Genomic DNA, 13,910 nt, shown 5'->3' with positions numbered 1-13,910 from the left:
CACGGCGGGGTGCAACTTGCAAATGAAAAATGGTTGCACCGACTTTGCGTTGTTGCATAGCATTCGCCGCCTGGGTGCAACCGTCTTGAAGGCGGTTGCGCATGAGATAAAAACAAACGCCAGGGCACACACATGGGCAATCCACTAACGATCACGTTCGTGATCTACATCGCGGCAATGGTGCTGATCGGCTTCGCGGCCTATCGCGCCACCAACAACCTTTCCGACTACATTCTCGGCGGGCGCAGCCTGGGCAGCGTGGTCACCGCGCTCTCTGCCGGTGCTTCCGACATGAGCGGCTGGCTGCTGATGGGCCTGCCGGGCGCCATCTACTTTTCCGGCCTCTCCGAAGCCTGGATCGCCATCGGCCTGACCGTCGGCGCCTACTTGAATTGGTTGTTCGTCGCCGGCCGTCTGCGCGTGCAGACCGAGCACAATGGTGATGCGCTGACCTTGCCGGACTACTTCTCCAGCCGCTTCGAAGACAACAGCGGCGTGCTGAGGATCATCTCGGCGATCGTCATCCTGGTGTTCTTCACCATCTATTGCGCCTCTGGCATCGTTGCCGGTGCTCGCCTGTTCGAAAGCACTTTCGGCATGCCGTACGAGACCGCCCTGTGGGCCGGTGCTGCAGCAACCATCGCTTACACCTTCGTCGGCGGTTTCCTGGCAGTGAGCTGGACCGATACCGTGCAAGCCTCGCTGATGATCTTTGCGCTCATCCTCACGCCGGTGATCGTGCTGATCTCCACCGGTGGCTTCGATACCACCTTCCTCGCTATCGAAGCGCAGAATCCGGCCAACTTCGACATGCTCAAGGGTGCAACCTTCGTCGGCATCATCTCGCTGATGGGCTGGGGCCTGGGTTATTTCGGTCAGCCGCACATCCTGGCGCGCTTCATGGCTGCCGACTCGGTGAAGTCGATCGCCAAGGCTCGCCGCATTTCCATGACCTGGATGATCCTGTGCCTGGGCGGTACCTGCGCCGTAGGCTTCTTCGGTATCGCCTACTTCTCTGCACACCCTGACCTGGCGGGCCCGGTCACCGAGAACCATGAGCGCGTGTTCATCGAGCTGGCCAAGATCCTGTTCAACCCATGGATCGCCGGTGTGCTGCTGTCGGCCATCCTGGCAGCGGTCATGAGTACCCTGAGCTGCCAGTTGCTGGTCTGCTCCAGTGCCCTGACCGAGGACTTCTACAAGGCCTTCCTGCGCAAGAATGCTTCGCAGGGTGAACTGGTCTGGGTCGGCCGCCTGATGGTGCTGGCCGTGGCCCTGATCGCCATTGCCATGGCTGCCAACCCGGAAAACCGCGTGCTGGGCCTGGTGGCCTACGCCTGGGCCGGCTTCGGTGCTGCCTTCGGGCCGGTGGTGCTGATCTCGGTACTGTGGAAGGGCATGACCCGTAATGGTGCGCTGGCCGGCATCGTGGTCGGTGCGCTGACAGTGATCCTGTGGAAGCAGATCGATACCTGGGGCTTGTACGAAATCATCCCGGGCTTCCTGCTGGCGAGCATCGCCATCATCGTGGTGAGCAAGCTGGGCAGCCCGTCGCAGGCGATGGTGCAGCGCTTCGAAACCGCTGATGCGGCGTACCACGCCGACAAGTAATTGCCGTTGAATCGGCGGCGCCTGCTTCGCGGGTAAACCCGCTCCCACAGGAGCTGCGCAGCACTTGAGTGCCGTGGAGTCCCTGTGGGCGGGTTTACCCGCGAAGCAGGTGCCGCCGATCAGCAGTCCGGACCTGACTCCGCCCGCAAGGCAAGGTAAACTTGCCGCCTTCGCAGGAGTTGCCATGAACTATCGTCACGCCTTCCACGCCGGCAACCATGCCGACGTCCTCAAACACATCGTGCTGACCCGCCTCATCGCCCTGATGTCGCGCAAGGAGCAGCCGTTCGCCTACATCGACACCCACGCAGGCCTCGGCCTGTACGACCTGCAAGGCGACCAGGCGACCCGCACCGGCGAATACCTCGAAGGTGTCGCACGCCTGTGGAACCGCGATGACATCCCGGCCATGGCTGCGGACTACCTGCGTATCATCAAGCGCCTGAATGCCGATGGTGAGCTGCGCTACTACCCGGGTTCGCCCGAGCTGGCCCGCCGCCTGATGCGCGAGCAGGACCGTGCACTGCTCAACGAAAAGCACCCCGAAGACGGGCCGCTGCTCAAAGAGAACATGAAGAAAGACCCGCGCGTGGTCGTGCACTTGGGTGAAGGCTGGCATGTGCCACGGGCTTTGCTGCCCGTGCAGGAAAAGCGCGCAATCATGCTGATCGACCCGCCTTTCGAGCAGGCCGACGAGCTCAAGCGCTGCACCACCTCGATGAAAGAGGCGATCGGCCGCATGCGCCAGACCGTCGCAGCCATCTGGTACCCGATCAAGGACCAGCGCTCGCTGACCCGCTTCTATCAGGACCTGACCAGTACCGGCGCGCCAAAGCTGCTGCGGGTCGAGCTGTATGTGCATCATCAGGACAGCCCGCAGGGCCTCAATGGCTCTGGCCTGGCAATCGCCAACCCGCCTTGGGGGCTGGAGGAAGAACTGCGCGAATTGTTGCCCTGGCTGGCCAAGGAGCTGGCGCAGACTGCCGGCAGCTTCCGCATGGACTGGCTGATCGCCGAATAGCCGGCAGTGCGAGCCCTTGTAGGAGCGGCCTCGTGTCGTGAAAGGGCTGCGAGGCAGCCCCGGCGGTTTCTGCTGCGAAGCTGAAATCCGGGCCCGCTTCGCGCCCCTTTACAACCGGTCCGGCGCCCCGGCAAGGCCGCTCCTACAACGGCCGCGCAGCCTGCGATGTTTGCGTTATAATCTCGCCCTTTAGCCGCCACCCGCCCATGAGGCCGCTGGCGCATCTCTACCGAATGAAGAGGCTAATCCCTTGGCATTGACGATTCTTGGCCTGTCCGGCGCCCTTAGCCATGACCCTTCCGCGGCCCTGTACATCGACGGCAAACTGATTGCCGCCGCCGAAGAAGAGCGCTTCGTGCGTGACAAGCATGCGAAGAACCGCATGCCCTACGAGTCGGCGAAATTCTGCCTGGAACAAGCCGGCATCAAGCCATCCGACGTCGACGTGGTGGCCATTCCGTTCGCCCCGATCAGCCTGTTCGGCAAGGCCCGCTGGCACTACGCCAAACGCTACTGGTATGCCCCGGACCGCGCCCTCGACGCGATCCTGATGGGCAATCGTCGCTACAAGCGCTACCGCAAGAAGATCGTCTGGTGCCTGGAGCAACTGGGCTTCGACCCGAAAAAGGTCAAGATCGAGCCGGTCGAACACCACCTGGCACACGCTTCCAGCGCTTACCACTGCTCGGGCTTCAAAGAGAAGACCGCGATCCTTGGCATCGACGGCAAGGGTGAGTACGCCACCACTTTCTTCGGCTACGGCGAAAACGGCAAGATCCACAAGATCAAGGAATTCTTCGATCCGGATTCGCTGGGTGGCCTGTACGGCGCGATCACCGAGTTCCTCGGTTTCGAAATGCTCGATGGCGAGTTCAAGGTCATGGGCATGGCGCCCTACGGCGATGCCAGCAAGTACGACTTCTCCCGTCTGGCCAGCTTCGAAAACGGCGAGCTGGTGATCAACACCGAGTACGCCAACGTCATCGGCCTGCGCCGCTATAAAGAGAAGGGCAAGGGCTTCTACTTCTCGCCGAAGCTGATCGAATGGCTGGGGCCCAAGCGCGAAGGCGACATCGCCGACGAGCCGTACATCCACTACGCGGCCAGCATGCAGGCGTTGTTCGAGAAACTGGCGCTGCAGATGATCGACCACTACCTGGGCGACACCCTGCGTGAAACCGGCAAGCTGGCCTTCGCCGGCGGCTGTGCGCTGAACGTCAAGCTCAACCAGAAGATCATTGCCCGCCCGGACGTGAAAGAGCTGTTCGTTCAGCCGGCTTCCGGCGACGCCGGCACTGCGGTCGGTGCGGCCGCCTATGTGTCCCACGCCCGTGGCGTGCCGGTCGAGAAGATGGAGCACGTCTACCTCGGCCCTTCGTACTCCAATGAAGACGTGATCGCCGCCTGTGCCCGTCACCCGGACCAGCCGAAGTGGCGCAAGCTCGACAACATGCCGCAGCAGATCGCCCAGATCATGGTCGATGGCAACCCGGTGGCCTGGTTCCAGGGCCGCATGGAGTTCGGCCCGCGCGCGCTGGGTGGCCGTTCGATCATCGGCTGCCCGAGCGTCGAAGGTGTGGCTGACCGCATCAACCACCAGATCAAGTTCCGCGAGCGCTGGAGACCTTTCTGCCCGTCGATGCTCGACACCGTCGCCCCGCAGATGATCAAGGTCGACCACCCGGCGCCGTTCATGACCTTCACCTTCGAAGTGGCTGAAGAGTGGAAGACCCGTGTGCCGGAAGTGGTCCACGAGGACGGTACCTCGCGTGCCCAGGTGCTCAAGCGCGAGTACAACCCGCGTTACTACGACATGATGAAGGCGCTGGAAGACCTGACCGGCAACGGCGTCTCGCTGAACACCTCGCTGAACCGCCGTGGCGAGCCGATGATCTGCTCGCCGACCGATGCGCTGAACATGTTCTTCGGTTCGGACCTGCAGTACCTGATCATGGAAGACATCCTGGTCGTGAAGGACGGCGCAGCCGCCTATGACCAGCCGCTCTGAAGCGCGGATCCTGCAGTTCTGCCATGGCTATGACGGGCCATTCCTCGATTGTGCCCGTCAGTACGCCAGCCTGTTCCAGGGCAGCGGCTACAAGGTCACCACTGTGTTCCTCACTGGCGCCGCCGACCCGCAGGTTGCGGCCGGCTGTGCGTCGGACGAGGTGCTGTTTCTCGAATTCAGCTCCAAGGCCGTGCGTGGTCTGAAACTCGGTGCGATTCGTGCCCTGCGGCGCATCGCGGCCGAGCGCAATTTCAGCTTCTGCATCGCTCACCGTTTCAAGCCGATCTATGTCGCGCTGCTGGGCACCGGCTTGCCGGTGATCGGTGTGCACCATGCATTTGGCGACTACGAACGCAAGGGCCGGCGGATTTTCGCCAACCTGTTCAGCAAGCGCCTGAGCCTGCTGGGCGTGTCGGATGCGGTGCGTGACGACATGCGCCGGTGTCTGCCGCAGTGGCCTGCCGAGCGTATCCAGACGCTGTACAACCGTATCGATATCGACGCCCTGCAAGCGGCCCTGGTACCCCGTGCCGAGGCCCGTGCGGCGTTGGGCCTGGATGCCCAGGCATGGGTGGTCGGCAATGTCGGTCGCCTGCACCCTGACAAGGATCAGGCGACTCTGCTGCGTGGCTTTGCCGAGGCGCTGCCAGGCCTGCCTGCCGGCGCACGCCTGGCCATCCTTGGCAAGGGCCGCCTGGAGGCCGAGCTCAAGGCGCTGGCTGGCGAGCTTGGCATTGCCGGGCAGGTGGACTTTCTCGGCCAGGTGGCGGATGCCCGTCGTTATTTCCAGGCCTTCGATGTGTTTGCCCTGAGCTCCGACCATGAGCCGTTCGGCATGGTCCTGCTTGAAGCCATGGTCGCCGGCGTACCGGTGCTGGCCACGGCTTGCGGCGGTGCGCGCGAAGTGGTCGAAGGGGTTGGCGTGCTGTTCCCACTGGCCGATGCCGCGCAACTGGCGCAGGCCCTGCGGCACATGGCTGCGCTGGATGCACAGCAGCGTGAAGCCTGTGCCACGCATATGCTGCGGCGGCTGCACGAGCGTTTCTCCGACCAGGCTGTGCGCGAAGCGTTCTGGCAGTTGCCACAAGTTCGTGAGCTGGTGGGGAAGGCTTGATGCTCAATCATGTTCAAGCCATCCGCGAGCGCGGCTGGCGGGTCATCGACGCGACAGCCTACGCAGAGGCGTGGGCGCGCTTTGGTGGCAGCGTAGCGACGCACCCATTGGTGGTCGAGCAACTGGCGGACCTGGCACAGATTCCCGTGCGCTATCTGGGCTGGTACCAGGCGGGTGAGCTGACCGCGGCCATTGCGACCTGGGGCCGTCATCTGGCGCTTTCCAAGGACGTGCTCAAGCGTGCGGGCAAGAAGGCCCTGTTCGACCTTGGCAATGCCGAGATCATCCTGCCGGCGGCGGCTGATGCCGGCGCGCCGTTGCGCCATGCCGCACGCTACCTGTCCGAACTGAACCAGGGCCGTTTCAGAGGCCTCAAGGTGCAGAAGGAGCAGCTGGCCATGGCCCGTGCCCATGAAGACCTGTCGAAGAAGTTCCGCTACAACCAGCGCCGCGAATTGCGCCTGCTGGAAGAAGCGGGTGGCGTGGTGCGCCCGATCAGCGACTTCAGCGCGCAGCAGATCGCTGCCATGTACTGCGACCTGTTCCAGCGCCGCTGGGGCTTCCCGGCCACCGGTGCCGAGCGCATGGCCGATGTGCTGGAGCGCCTGCGTGAACTGCTGATCGGCTCGGTGCTGATGCTCGATGACAAGCCGATCGCCATTCAGCTGGTGTATCGCGTCGAGGCACCCGAGTGGATCAGCGTCGAATACATCAACGGCGGTGTCGACCCGGAAACCAAGGCCTTCAGCCCGGGTAGTGTGCTGAGCTTCCTCAACACCCAGGCAGCCTGGGAAGATGCCCGTGCGCGTAACAAACCCCTGCGTTTCTCGTTCGGCCGTGCCGACCGGGAGTACAAGGACCGTTGGTGCAACCCTGTGCCGGTATTCCAGGCGTGAGCCGCAAGCAGCAGTTACTCAAGCGCCACCGGCGCAACAAGCGCCTGGGTTTGCTGGCCAGCCTGGCCGTGCTGCTGGCGCTGGGCGTCTTCTCCTGGTGGTGGCTGCCGCTGTTGCTGTTGCCGCTGCTCTGGGCTGCGCACGAAGCCTGGTTCGCCGATCACCTGTTCTATGCGCCAGGCGAGGATTACGCCTACCGCTTCGGCGAACTGAGCCACGAAGCGCCGGCTGTGCTGCGCGATGGGCTGCTCAAGGTGGACACGGCGTTGCAGGGTGATGAAACCCTGATCCTTGAAGTGCGGGTGAAAAGTGGCTGGCTGGGGCGCTTCCTCGATCCACATGTAGAGCTGCGCGGCGGCGAAGCTGATGATCGGCAAACGTTCGAACGCGGTGTCGATGGGCTGCGCTTCCTCAACCTCACCGGGATGGCGGCACCTTTGCAGGCGGGCACGCTACATCTGCGCGGGCGATATTGCCGGCTGCAGGGTGAGCCACGCCTGTGGATAACCCCCAGCGTCGAGCTGCAGCGCCGCCGCGTGATGGTCATCGCGCCGCATGCCGATGATGCCGAGCTGGCTGCTTATGGCTTGTACAGCCAGGCGGACGAAACCTGGGTGGTGACCCTGACTGCGGGTGAGATCGAGGCCGAGCACTATCAGCAGATGGGCCTTGGCAAGTCAGAGGCTGCCCGCTTGAAGGGCCGCCTGCGCGCCTGGGACAGCATCGCCGTACCGCGTTGGGCTGGTGTGCCAGAGTCCCGCTGCGTGCAGTTAGGGTATTTCTGCCTGCAGCTGCCCGCCATGCAGGCGGCCCCTGATCAGCCTGCCGCGTCCCGTGAAGCGGACATGGTCGATATTCGCCCGTTCCGCCAGTTCAACCCGTTCCCGCTGCCGGCCGACCGCGATGGTGCGCCAACCTGGCACAACCTGCTGGCTGATCTGCGGGCCCTGCTGGAAATGGCCAGGCCCGAAGTGCTGGTCATGCCGCATCCGCAGCTCGATCCGCATCCTGATCATGTCTGTGCCCAGGCAGCAGTCATGGAGGCCTTGCAAGGCCTGGCCTGGCAGCCGCAGACGCTGCTGTGCTACGCCAACCACCTGCATGACAACGACCGCTGGCCAATGGGCGACAGCGGCGATGGCGTGGCCTTGCCGCCGCAACTGAGCGCCGAGCAGGCTTGGGCGCCGTGCGCGTTGCTGCTGGATGTAGCTACCCAGCGTGACAAGGCCATGGCCTTGGGCATGATGCACGACCTGCAGCCCCGGGCGCCGTTCAAGCGTCGCCTGCGCCGGTTGTTGCAGCGCTGGCTGGCAGGGCGTCGAGCGTCGCCTTACGGAGAGAACGAGTTCTTCCGCAAGGCCGTGCGCCGGCACGAATTGTTCTGGCGGCGTGAGCTGTAAACCTGACCGCGATGGCGCATAGCGCCCAAGGAAAGCAATGAAGATCCTATTTCTGGTACAGAAGGAACAGCGTGCGATCCTCGATCGCCTGTACGACGGCGTCGCGGCCAACTGTGAATGCGACCTGCGCTGGCTGACCAGCGAAGACCAGCGCAACCTGCGCCGTTATTTCAAGCGTGAAGTGCAGGTCGAGCGTTATGACCGCATTGTCTTTTTCCTGCGCTTCAAGCAAGAAATCCGTCAGGTCGCCTTCATTCGCACGGTGCCGAACCTGGTCATTCTGGAGCACGACGCCTACCAGAATTACATCCCTTGCAAATACACAGGCAAGTTCAGCGCGCATTACCGCAAGCTGCCGTGGGCACGGGTGATCAGTTCGGGCTACATGGTCAGCGAGCGCCTGCGCCAGGAAGGTTTCGACGCGGTGTTCGTGCCCAAGGGTTACGACGAGCAACTGCTGACCGATCAAGGCCGTGAGCGTGACATTGAACTGGCATTCGTCGGCAGCACCAACAGTGTCGCCTACAGCGGGCGCAAGGCGCTGCTCGATGAGTTGGGGCGGGTCGAAAACCTGGTGGTGACACGCACCAAGTCGGGTGAAGACTACTGCAACACCCTCAATCGCATTCGCTTTTTCGTCAGTGCCGATGTCGGCATGGGCGAGTACATGATCAAGAATTTTGAGGCCATGGCCTGTGGCTGCGTGCTGTTTGCCTATGATCAAGGAGAGGTAGAGAACCGCGCCCTGGGTTTGCAGGATATGCACAACGTGGTGCTCTACAGCGACATCCCGCAATTGCAGGAAAAGCTGGCCGTGCTGCGCAACGATCCCGACCTCGCCGCGCGAATTGCGGCCAATGGTCGCGATCTGGCAGTGACGCAGTTCAGCTTCGCCGCTGTCGGCGCACGAATCGTGCGGGAGCTTGAGCCTGCACTGCGCAAGCAGGCGCCAATAGGGTGGTTGGAAAGATTGCGTGCGGCGCTTGGAATTTGACGTGCGCGCTGACAAAAGCGGTATCCATTCAATGGTCGATGACACTATGCCTGCCATTACAATACCTGGCTGTTGCAATGAGTTCAGTGAGCCGGCGCACGTTCGGCTCTTAACGGTAAAACCAGCTGCCAGGGGGCGGGTGTGGAAATGAGCTGGCCTTTAGTTTCAGTTCTGGTGCCATGTTTCAATCATGAGCTTTACATAGAGGAGTGCATTAACAGCATCCTCAGCCAGGATTACGATAATTTCGAGGTGATCGTCGTCAACGACGGCTCCACCGATAGCAGTGCCGAGAGAATCGAAGCGCTGCGGCAGATCCACGGGTTCCAGTTCTACCATCAGGAAAACCAGGGTGTCAGCGCAGCGCTCAACAATGCGTTGAGCCATGCCCGTGGCGAGTTCGTGATCACCCACGATTCCGATGACGTGATGCTGGCCGGTCGCTTGCGCCGGCAGGTCGCGTACATGCAGGAGCACCCAGAAGTCGGCCTGCTGGGTGCCAGCGTGATCTACATCGACTCGACTGGTAAGCAGATCAAGAACAAAGGTGTGGTCGGCGGCCAGGTCCGGCGAATGAGCTTCGATCAGTTGCTGGCCGATGCCTACGCCGTTGGCGCGCCAGTTGCCATGTATCGGCGTGAAGCCATCGATAAGGTGGGGGGGTACGACCCGTCGATCAAGGTGCAGGATTTTCAGATGACCCTGCGTATTGCCGAGGCGGGGTATCAGGTCGACATCCTGCCGGACTGCGTGACCCTGTACAGGCGCCACGAAACCAACATTTCGAAGACCGCCTACAAAAGCCAGTTGGTGTACGACCTGAAGGTCATTGAGCCCTACATCAATAACCCCGCCTATGAGTCGGGGCGCCTGGCAATCATTAACAAAGCGCTGAAGGAATCAGTGGTGTTCGACAAGCCGTTTGCTCGGACCCTGTTCGCCAGCATTCCCGTGTATCGCTGGAACCGGGTGACCTGGAAACGCTTTAGGTATTTTGTCTTCAAGCATGTTAAAGCAAAGGATGTGAAGTGAGTCAGTTTTTACCGCAGCGTCTAAGCATTTGCTCTGTCGTGTCACAAGGCGCGGAGCAACTGCGGACGATATCTACCCATTTGGGTACCGCCGGCCTGGTGCTGGCACTCGGTCTGTTCTGGAGTGTTGCCGGAGTGATGCTGACTCCGACCATGAAGTTCTACAACTGGTTGCTGATTGCCTTTGTCTACCTGCCTTGCCTCTACCTGCTGGTGCGTCATTTTCACGAGTTCCGCTACACGGTACTGAACCGGCGGGAGTTGTGGCTGTTTCTGCTGCTGTTCGCCTGGTCACTGGTGTCGTTGGCATGGAGCCAGGATGCCGCGCGCTACCTGACCCACATCAAGCGCGAGCTGTTGTTTCTGATGCTGCTGCTTGGCTGGATCGTCTGGGGCCGCACCTTCAATCGCCAGCTACAGACCATGATGATTCTCTGGGGCGGGCTGGCGGGCCTGTATTCGCTGGCCGCCATCATTGCCTATCCACTGCGTGACATTGACCGGATGTACGGCTTTGGCGGCTTCATGGATAACCCCAACCCGGCGGCCTATACCATAGCGGCGCTGGTCGTGCTGAGCTGCACATGGTGGCCACAGCGCTTGCGCGGGCGGATTGTCTGGGGGCTGGTGCAGGCATGTTCGGTAGCGTTCGTGGTCTTGACCGCCAGCCGTGGCGCCATCGTGTCGCTGGCTGCCGTGGCCGGTGTCGTGCTCTTGCTGGGGGGCGGGCGTTTTTATCGCGTGCTTGCCGTGCTGGCGCTATTGGCTGGGGTGGCATTGGTCGCGTTCGAACCGTCAATTCTGATGCGCGGCGATTCCGAGCGCCTCGAATTGATGAAAAGTGCGCTGGCACTGATTCAGCAACGCCCCTGGCTGGGCATCGGGCTGAGCAGTACCTATGAGGTGTCGGCCGTAGGGGTCTTCAACCACTGCCACAACCTGATCCTCGATACCGCCGTGCAGTACGGGGTGATATTCACCGCGCTGTGGATCTGGCTGTGGCTATGGCTGGGCTATCGCGCGTGGCGCCATCGCACCGAAAGTCTGGGCATGGCGATCCTGATGATCTGGGTCTTCGCCACAGTGGCCATGCAGTTTGACGTGTTCACCGTATTCGGCCGCGCACGCGCCATGTGGATGGTCGTCTGGATGCCGTTCGTCCTGTCGCTGTGCCTGGGCAAGTCTGAGAAAGCCCCGAAAGCTGTTGGCTGACGATTAAGGTTTGCTGCTGGTCGCCAGATGCTCCTGGAGTGTATGGCGCTGCCAGCGGTGTTCACTGTGCTCAAGGTAACTTTCGAGAAACAGGTCCCCATTACGCTGCATCAGCCAAGCGTGGTCGTCCTTGTAGCGGCGCATGTGCTGAAAGTTACGCAGGCACAGGCTTTTGCGTAGCGGGCGGCGTAGGGTTTTCATATCGGCAATGTCGATCAGGCCGAGTTCGTTCTGCGGAGTCATCACGACATTGCCTAGGTGCAGGGAACGAAAGTAGATCCCCTGGTTATGCAACTTCGCGACGAACCGACCGAACTGTCGGAGCAGGTCTTCCTCCTTGAACCGTGCCGGATCGGCAATCAGCTGGCGCAGAGTCAGGCCTGGCAGTGGCTGATAGTGCACCACGTCGCGGGCGATATCGCCGATCCGATAGGTAGCAAGTACTTCGGGGCACGGAATGCCGCGATTACGCAGAACCCGCGCATTGTTGGCAAAGCGCTTGGCATAGGGAAGCAGTGCTGCCGATGAAATCAGCCGCTTGCGGCGAAACAGCTTCATGAAGTTGCCGTCGGTCAGGCGTAGCACCTTGTCGCCGAAAGCGTCTGCTTCTAGGACTTCGGCATCTCTGCGCAAGGCTTGGTAGTCAGAGTAGGCAAGTGCGCGCATGCGGGCTCCTTCGAAAATGGCAGCCATGATACCTCAGCAGGCTGCCGGAGGCTCAATGCCTGAGCGTGTGATAGTATTCGGGCTCTTTATATCGTATCGATGACCATGAGTACGCCAGAGAACCGCGAATCTTCCAGCCTGAAGATCTACTTCCGGCTGCTGAGCTATGTGAAACCCTATGTCGGCATTTTCCTGCTGAGCATTGTCGGTTTCGTGATCTTTGCTTCGACCCAGCCCATGCTGGCCGGGATACTCAAGTATTTCGTCGACGGGCTGAGCAACCCGGAAGCGGTGTTGTTCCCCACTGTCCCCTACCTGCGCGACCTGCAGTTGCTGCAGGCGGTGCCGCTGCTGATCATCCTGATCGCGGCATGGCAAGGCCTGGGCTCGTTCCTGGGCAACTATTTCCTGGCCAAGGTTTCCCTGTGCCTGGTGCATGACCTGCGCGTGGAGCTGTTCAACAAGCTGCTGGTACTGCCCAACCGCTACTTCGACAACCACAATTCGGGCCACCTGATCTCGCGGATCACCTTCAACGTGACCATGGTCACCGGTGCTGCCACCGATGCGATCAAGGTCGTTATCCGTGAAGGTCTGACAGTGGTGTTCCTGTTCGGTTACCTGCTGTGGATGAACTGGCACCTGACCTTGGTGATGGTCGCCATCCTGCCGGTAATCGCAGTGATGGTCAGCGTTGCGAGCAAGAAATTCCGCAAGCAGAGCAAGAAGATCCAGTCCGCCATGGGCGATGTGACGCATGTCGCGTCCGAGACCATCCAGGGTTACCGCGTGGTCCGCAGCTTCGGCGGTGAAGCCTACGAACGGCAGCGCTTCGGCAACGCCAGCCAGAGCAATACCGACAAGCAGCTGCACATGACCAAGACCGGCTCGCTGTACACGCCGCTGCTGCAATTGGTGATCTACACCGCCATGGCGGCGCTGATGTTCCTGGTGCTGTTCCTGCGGGGTGAATCCACTGCTGGTGACCTGGTGGCCTACATCACGGCGGCAGGCCTGCTGCCCAAGCCGATCCGTCAGTTGTCGGAAGTCAGTTCGACCATCCAGAAAGGCCTGGCCGGTGCCGAAAGCATTTTCGAGCAGCTGGACGAGGAGCCTGAGGTCGACACGGGTACCGTCGAGAAGGACCGTGTGGCAGGCCGCCTCGAAGTGCGCAACCTGAGCTTTACCTACCCTGGCACCGAGCGCGAAGTGCTGAGCGATATCAGCTTTGTCGCCGAGCCTGGGCAGATGATCGCCCTGGTCGGGCGCTCGGGCAGTGGCAAGTCGACCCTGGCGGCCTTGATCCCGCGCTTCTACCACCACGATCAGGGGGAGATCCTGCTCGATGGCGTGGAGATCGAAAACTATCGCCTGCGCAACCTGCGCCGCCATGTTTCCCAGGTGACCCAGCACGTCACCCTGTTCAACGATACCGTGGCCAACAACATTGCTTATGGCGACCTGGCGGGCGCCCCACGTGCCGATATCGAAGCGGCAGCCGCAGACGCCTATGCCAAGGAGTTTGTCGACCGCCTGCCAAAAGGCTTCGATACCGAAGTCGGTGAAAACGGCGTGCTGCTCTCAGGTGGCCAGCGCCAACGCCTGGCGATTGCCCGGGCACTGCTGAAGAATGCGCCGCTGCTGATCCTCGACGAAGCGACTTCGGCGCTGGATACCGAGTCCGAGCGGCACATTCAGGCGGCCCTGGATCATGTCATGCAGGGCCGCACCACGCTGGTGATCGCGCACCGTCTGTCGACCATCGAGAAGGCCGACCTGATCCTGGTGATGGACCAGGGTCGTCTGGTCGAGCGCGGCACCCATGCCGAACTGCTCGCAGCCAATGGCCATTATGCCCGGCTGCATGCCATGGGCCTGGATGAGCCGGCCAAGGCCGATATTACCTGACCCGCCTTGATCGGGGCCGTATCGGCCCCGATTGTCACGGGAATTTTCC

Annotated in this window: 11 protein-coding genes; 10 read left to right on the top strand and 1 reads right to left on the bottom strand. The window is 61.7% G+C overall.

Features of this window, described 5'->3' with window-relative positions:
- The first annotated feature begins 132 nt into the window (after nucleotides 1-132).
- The 9 genes from putP to BUQ73_RS23945 all read left to right on the top strand — a co-directional run bounded on the left by putP (nucleotide 133) and on the right by BUQ73_RS23945 (nucleotide 11,287).
- Entirely contained in the window at nucleotides 133-1,611 is a 1,479-nt protein-coding gene (gene putP / locus BUQ73_RS23985; protein WP_079229955.1) for a sodium/proline symporter PutP, read from the top strand.
- Between the two features lie 184 nt (nucleotides 1,612-1,795).
- Nucleotides 1,796-2,632: a 23S rRNA (adenine(2030)-N(6))-methyltransferase RlmJ gene (locus BUQ73_RS23980; RefSeq protein WP_060484690.1), complete on the top strand. Its 837-nt coding sequence runs from the start codon at nucleotides 1,796-1,798 to the stop codon at nucleotides 2,630-2,632.
- A 250-nt stretch (nucleotides 2,633-2,882) separates the two neighbouring features.
- Complete coding sequence (locus BUQ73_RS23975; RefSeq protein WP_016501928.1) at nucleotides 2,883-4,640, top strand: carbamoyltransferase; 1,758 nt, start codon at nucleotides 2,883-2,885, stop codon at nucleotides 4,638-4,640.
- Complete coding sequence (locus tag BUQ73_RS23970; protein ID WP_079229954.1) at nucleotides 4,624-5,754, top strand: glycosyltransferase; 1,131 nt, start codon at nucleotides 4,624-4,626, stop codon at nucleotides 5,752-5,754. Before BUQ73_RS23975 ends, BUQ73_RS23970 begins: the two co-directional genes overlap by 17 nt.
- Entirely contained in the window at nucleotides 5,754-6,650 is an 897-nt protein-coding gene (locus BUQ73_RS23965; RefSeq protein ID WP_079229953.1) for an antimicrobial resistance protein Mig-14, read from the top strand. Before BUQ73_RS23970 ends, BUQ73_RS23965 begins: the two co-directional genes overlap by 1 nt.
- Nucleotides 6,647-8,050 carry a PIG-L deacetylase family protein gene (locus BUQ73_RS23960; protein ID WP_079229952.1) on the top strand — a complete coding sequence of 468 codons (1,404 nt, stop codon included), beginning with the start codon at nucleotides 6,647-6,649 and terminating at the stop codon, nucleotides 8,048-8,050. Before BUQ73_RS23965 ends, BUQ73_RS23960 begins: the two co-directional genes overlap by 4 nt.
- 37 nt (nucleotides 8,051-8,087) lie before the next feature.
- On the top strand, nucleotides 8,088-9,044 hold the full coding sequence (locus BUQ73_RS23955) for a glycosyltransferase (protein ID WP_079229951.1): 957 nt from the start codon (nucleotides 8,088-8,090) through the stop codon (nucleotides 9,042-9,044).
- Between the two features lie 147 nt (nucleotides 9,045-9,191).
- Nucleotides 9,192-10,076 carry a glycosyltransferase gene (locus BUQ73_RS23950; RefSeq protein WP_079229950.1) on the top strand — a complete coding sequence of 295 codons (885 nt, stop codon included), beginning with the start codon at nucleotides 9,192-9,194 and terminating at the stop codon, nucleotides 10,074-10,076.
- 80 nt (nucleotides 10,077-10,156) lie between these two features.
- Nucleotides 10,157-11,287 (top strand): O-antigen ligase family protein, encoded by a 1,131-nt coding sequence (locus tag BUQ73_RS23945; RefSeq protein ID WP_079229949.1) that lies wholly within the window; start codon nucleotides 10,157-10,159, stop codon nucleotides 11,285-11,287.
- Nucleotides 11,288-11,290: 3 nt separating this feature from the next.
- Here the strand turns inward: BUQ73_RS23945 and BUQ73_RS23940 are convergent, their stop codons facing one another.
- Nucleotides 11,291-11,953, bottom strand: a complete 663-nt coding sequence (locus BUQ73_RS23940) for a toluene tolerance protein (RefSeq protein ID WP_079229948.1) — start codon at nucleotides 11,951-11,953, stop codon at nucleotides 11,291-11,293.
- A gap of 105 nt (nucleotides 11,954-12,058) precedes the next feature.
- On the opposite strand from BUQ73_RS23940, the gene msbA reads away from it, so the two are divergent.
- Complete coding sequence (msbA, locus tag BUQ73_RS23935; RefSeq protein WP_079229947.1) at nucleotides 12,059-13,861, top strand: lipid A export permease/ATP-binding protein MsbA; 1,803 nt, start codon at nucleotides 12,059-12,061, stop codon at nucleotides 13,859-13,861.
- Nucleotides 13,862-13,910: the final 49 nt, after the last annotated feature.

This window comes from Pseudomonas putida, from assembly GCF_002025705.1.
In the GTDB taxonomy this organism is placed as follows: Bacteria; Pseudomonadota; Gammaproteobacteria; order Pseudomonadales; family Pseudomonadaceae; genus Aquipseudomonas; species Aquipseudomonas putida_J.
Note: the sequence above shows the minus strand (reverse complement) of the source record. Positions and strands in the feature narration are given on the sequence as shown.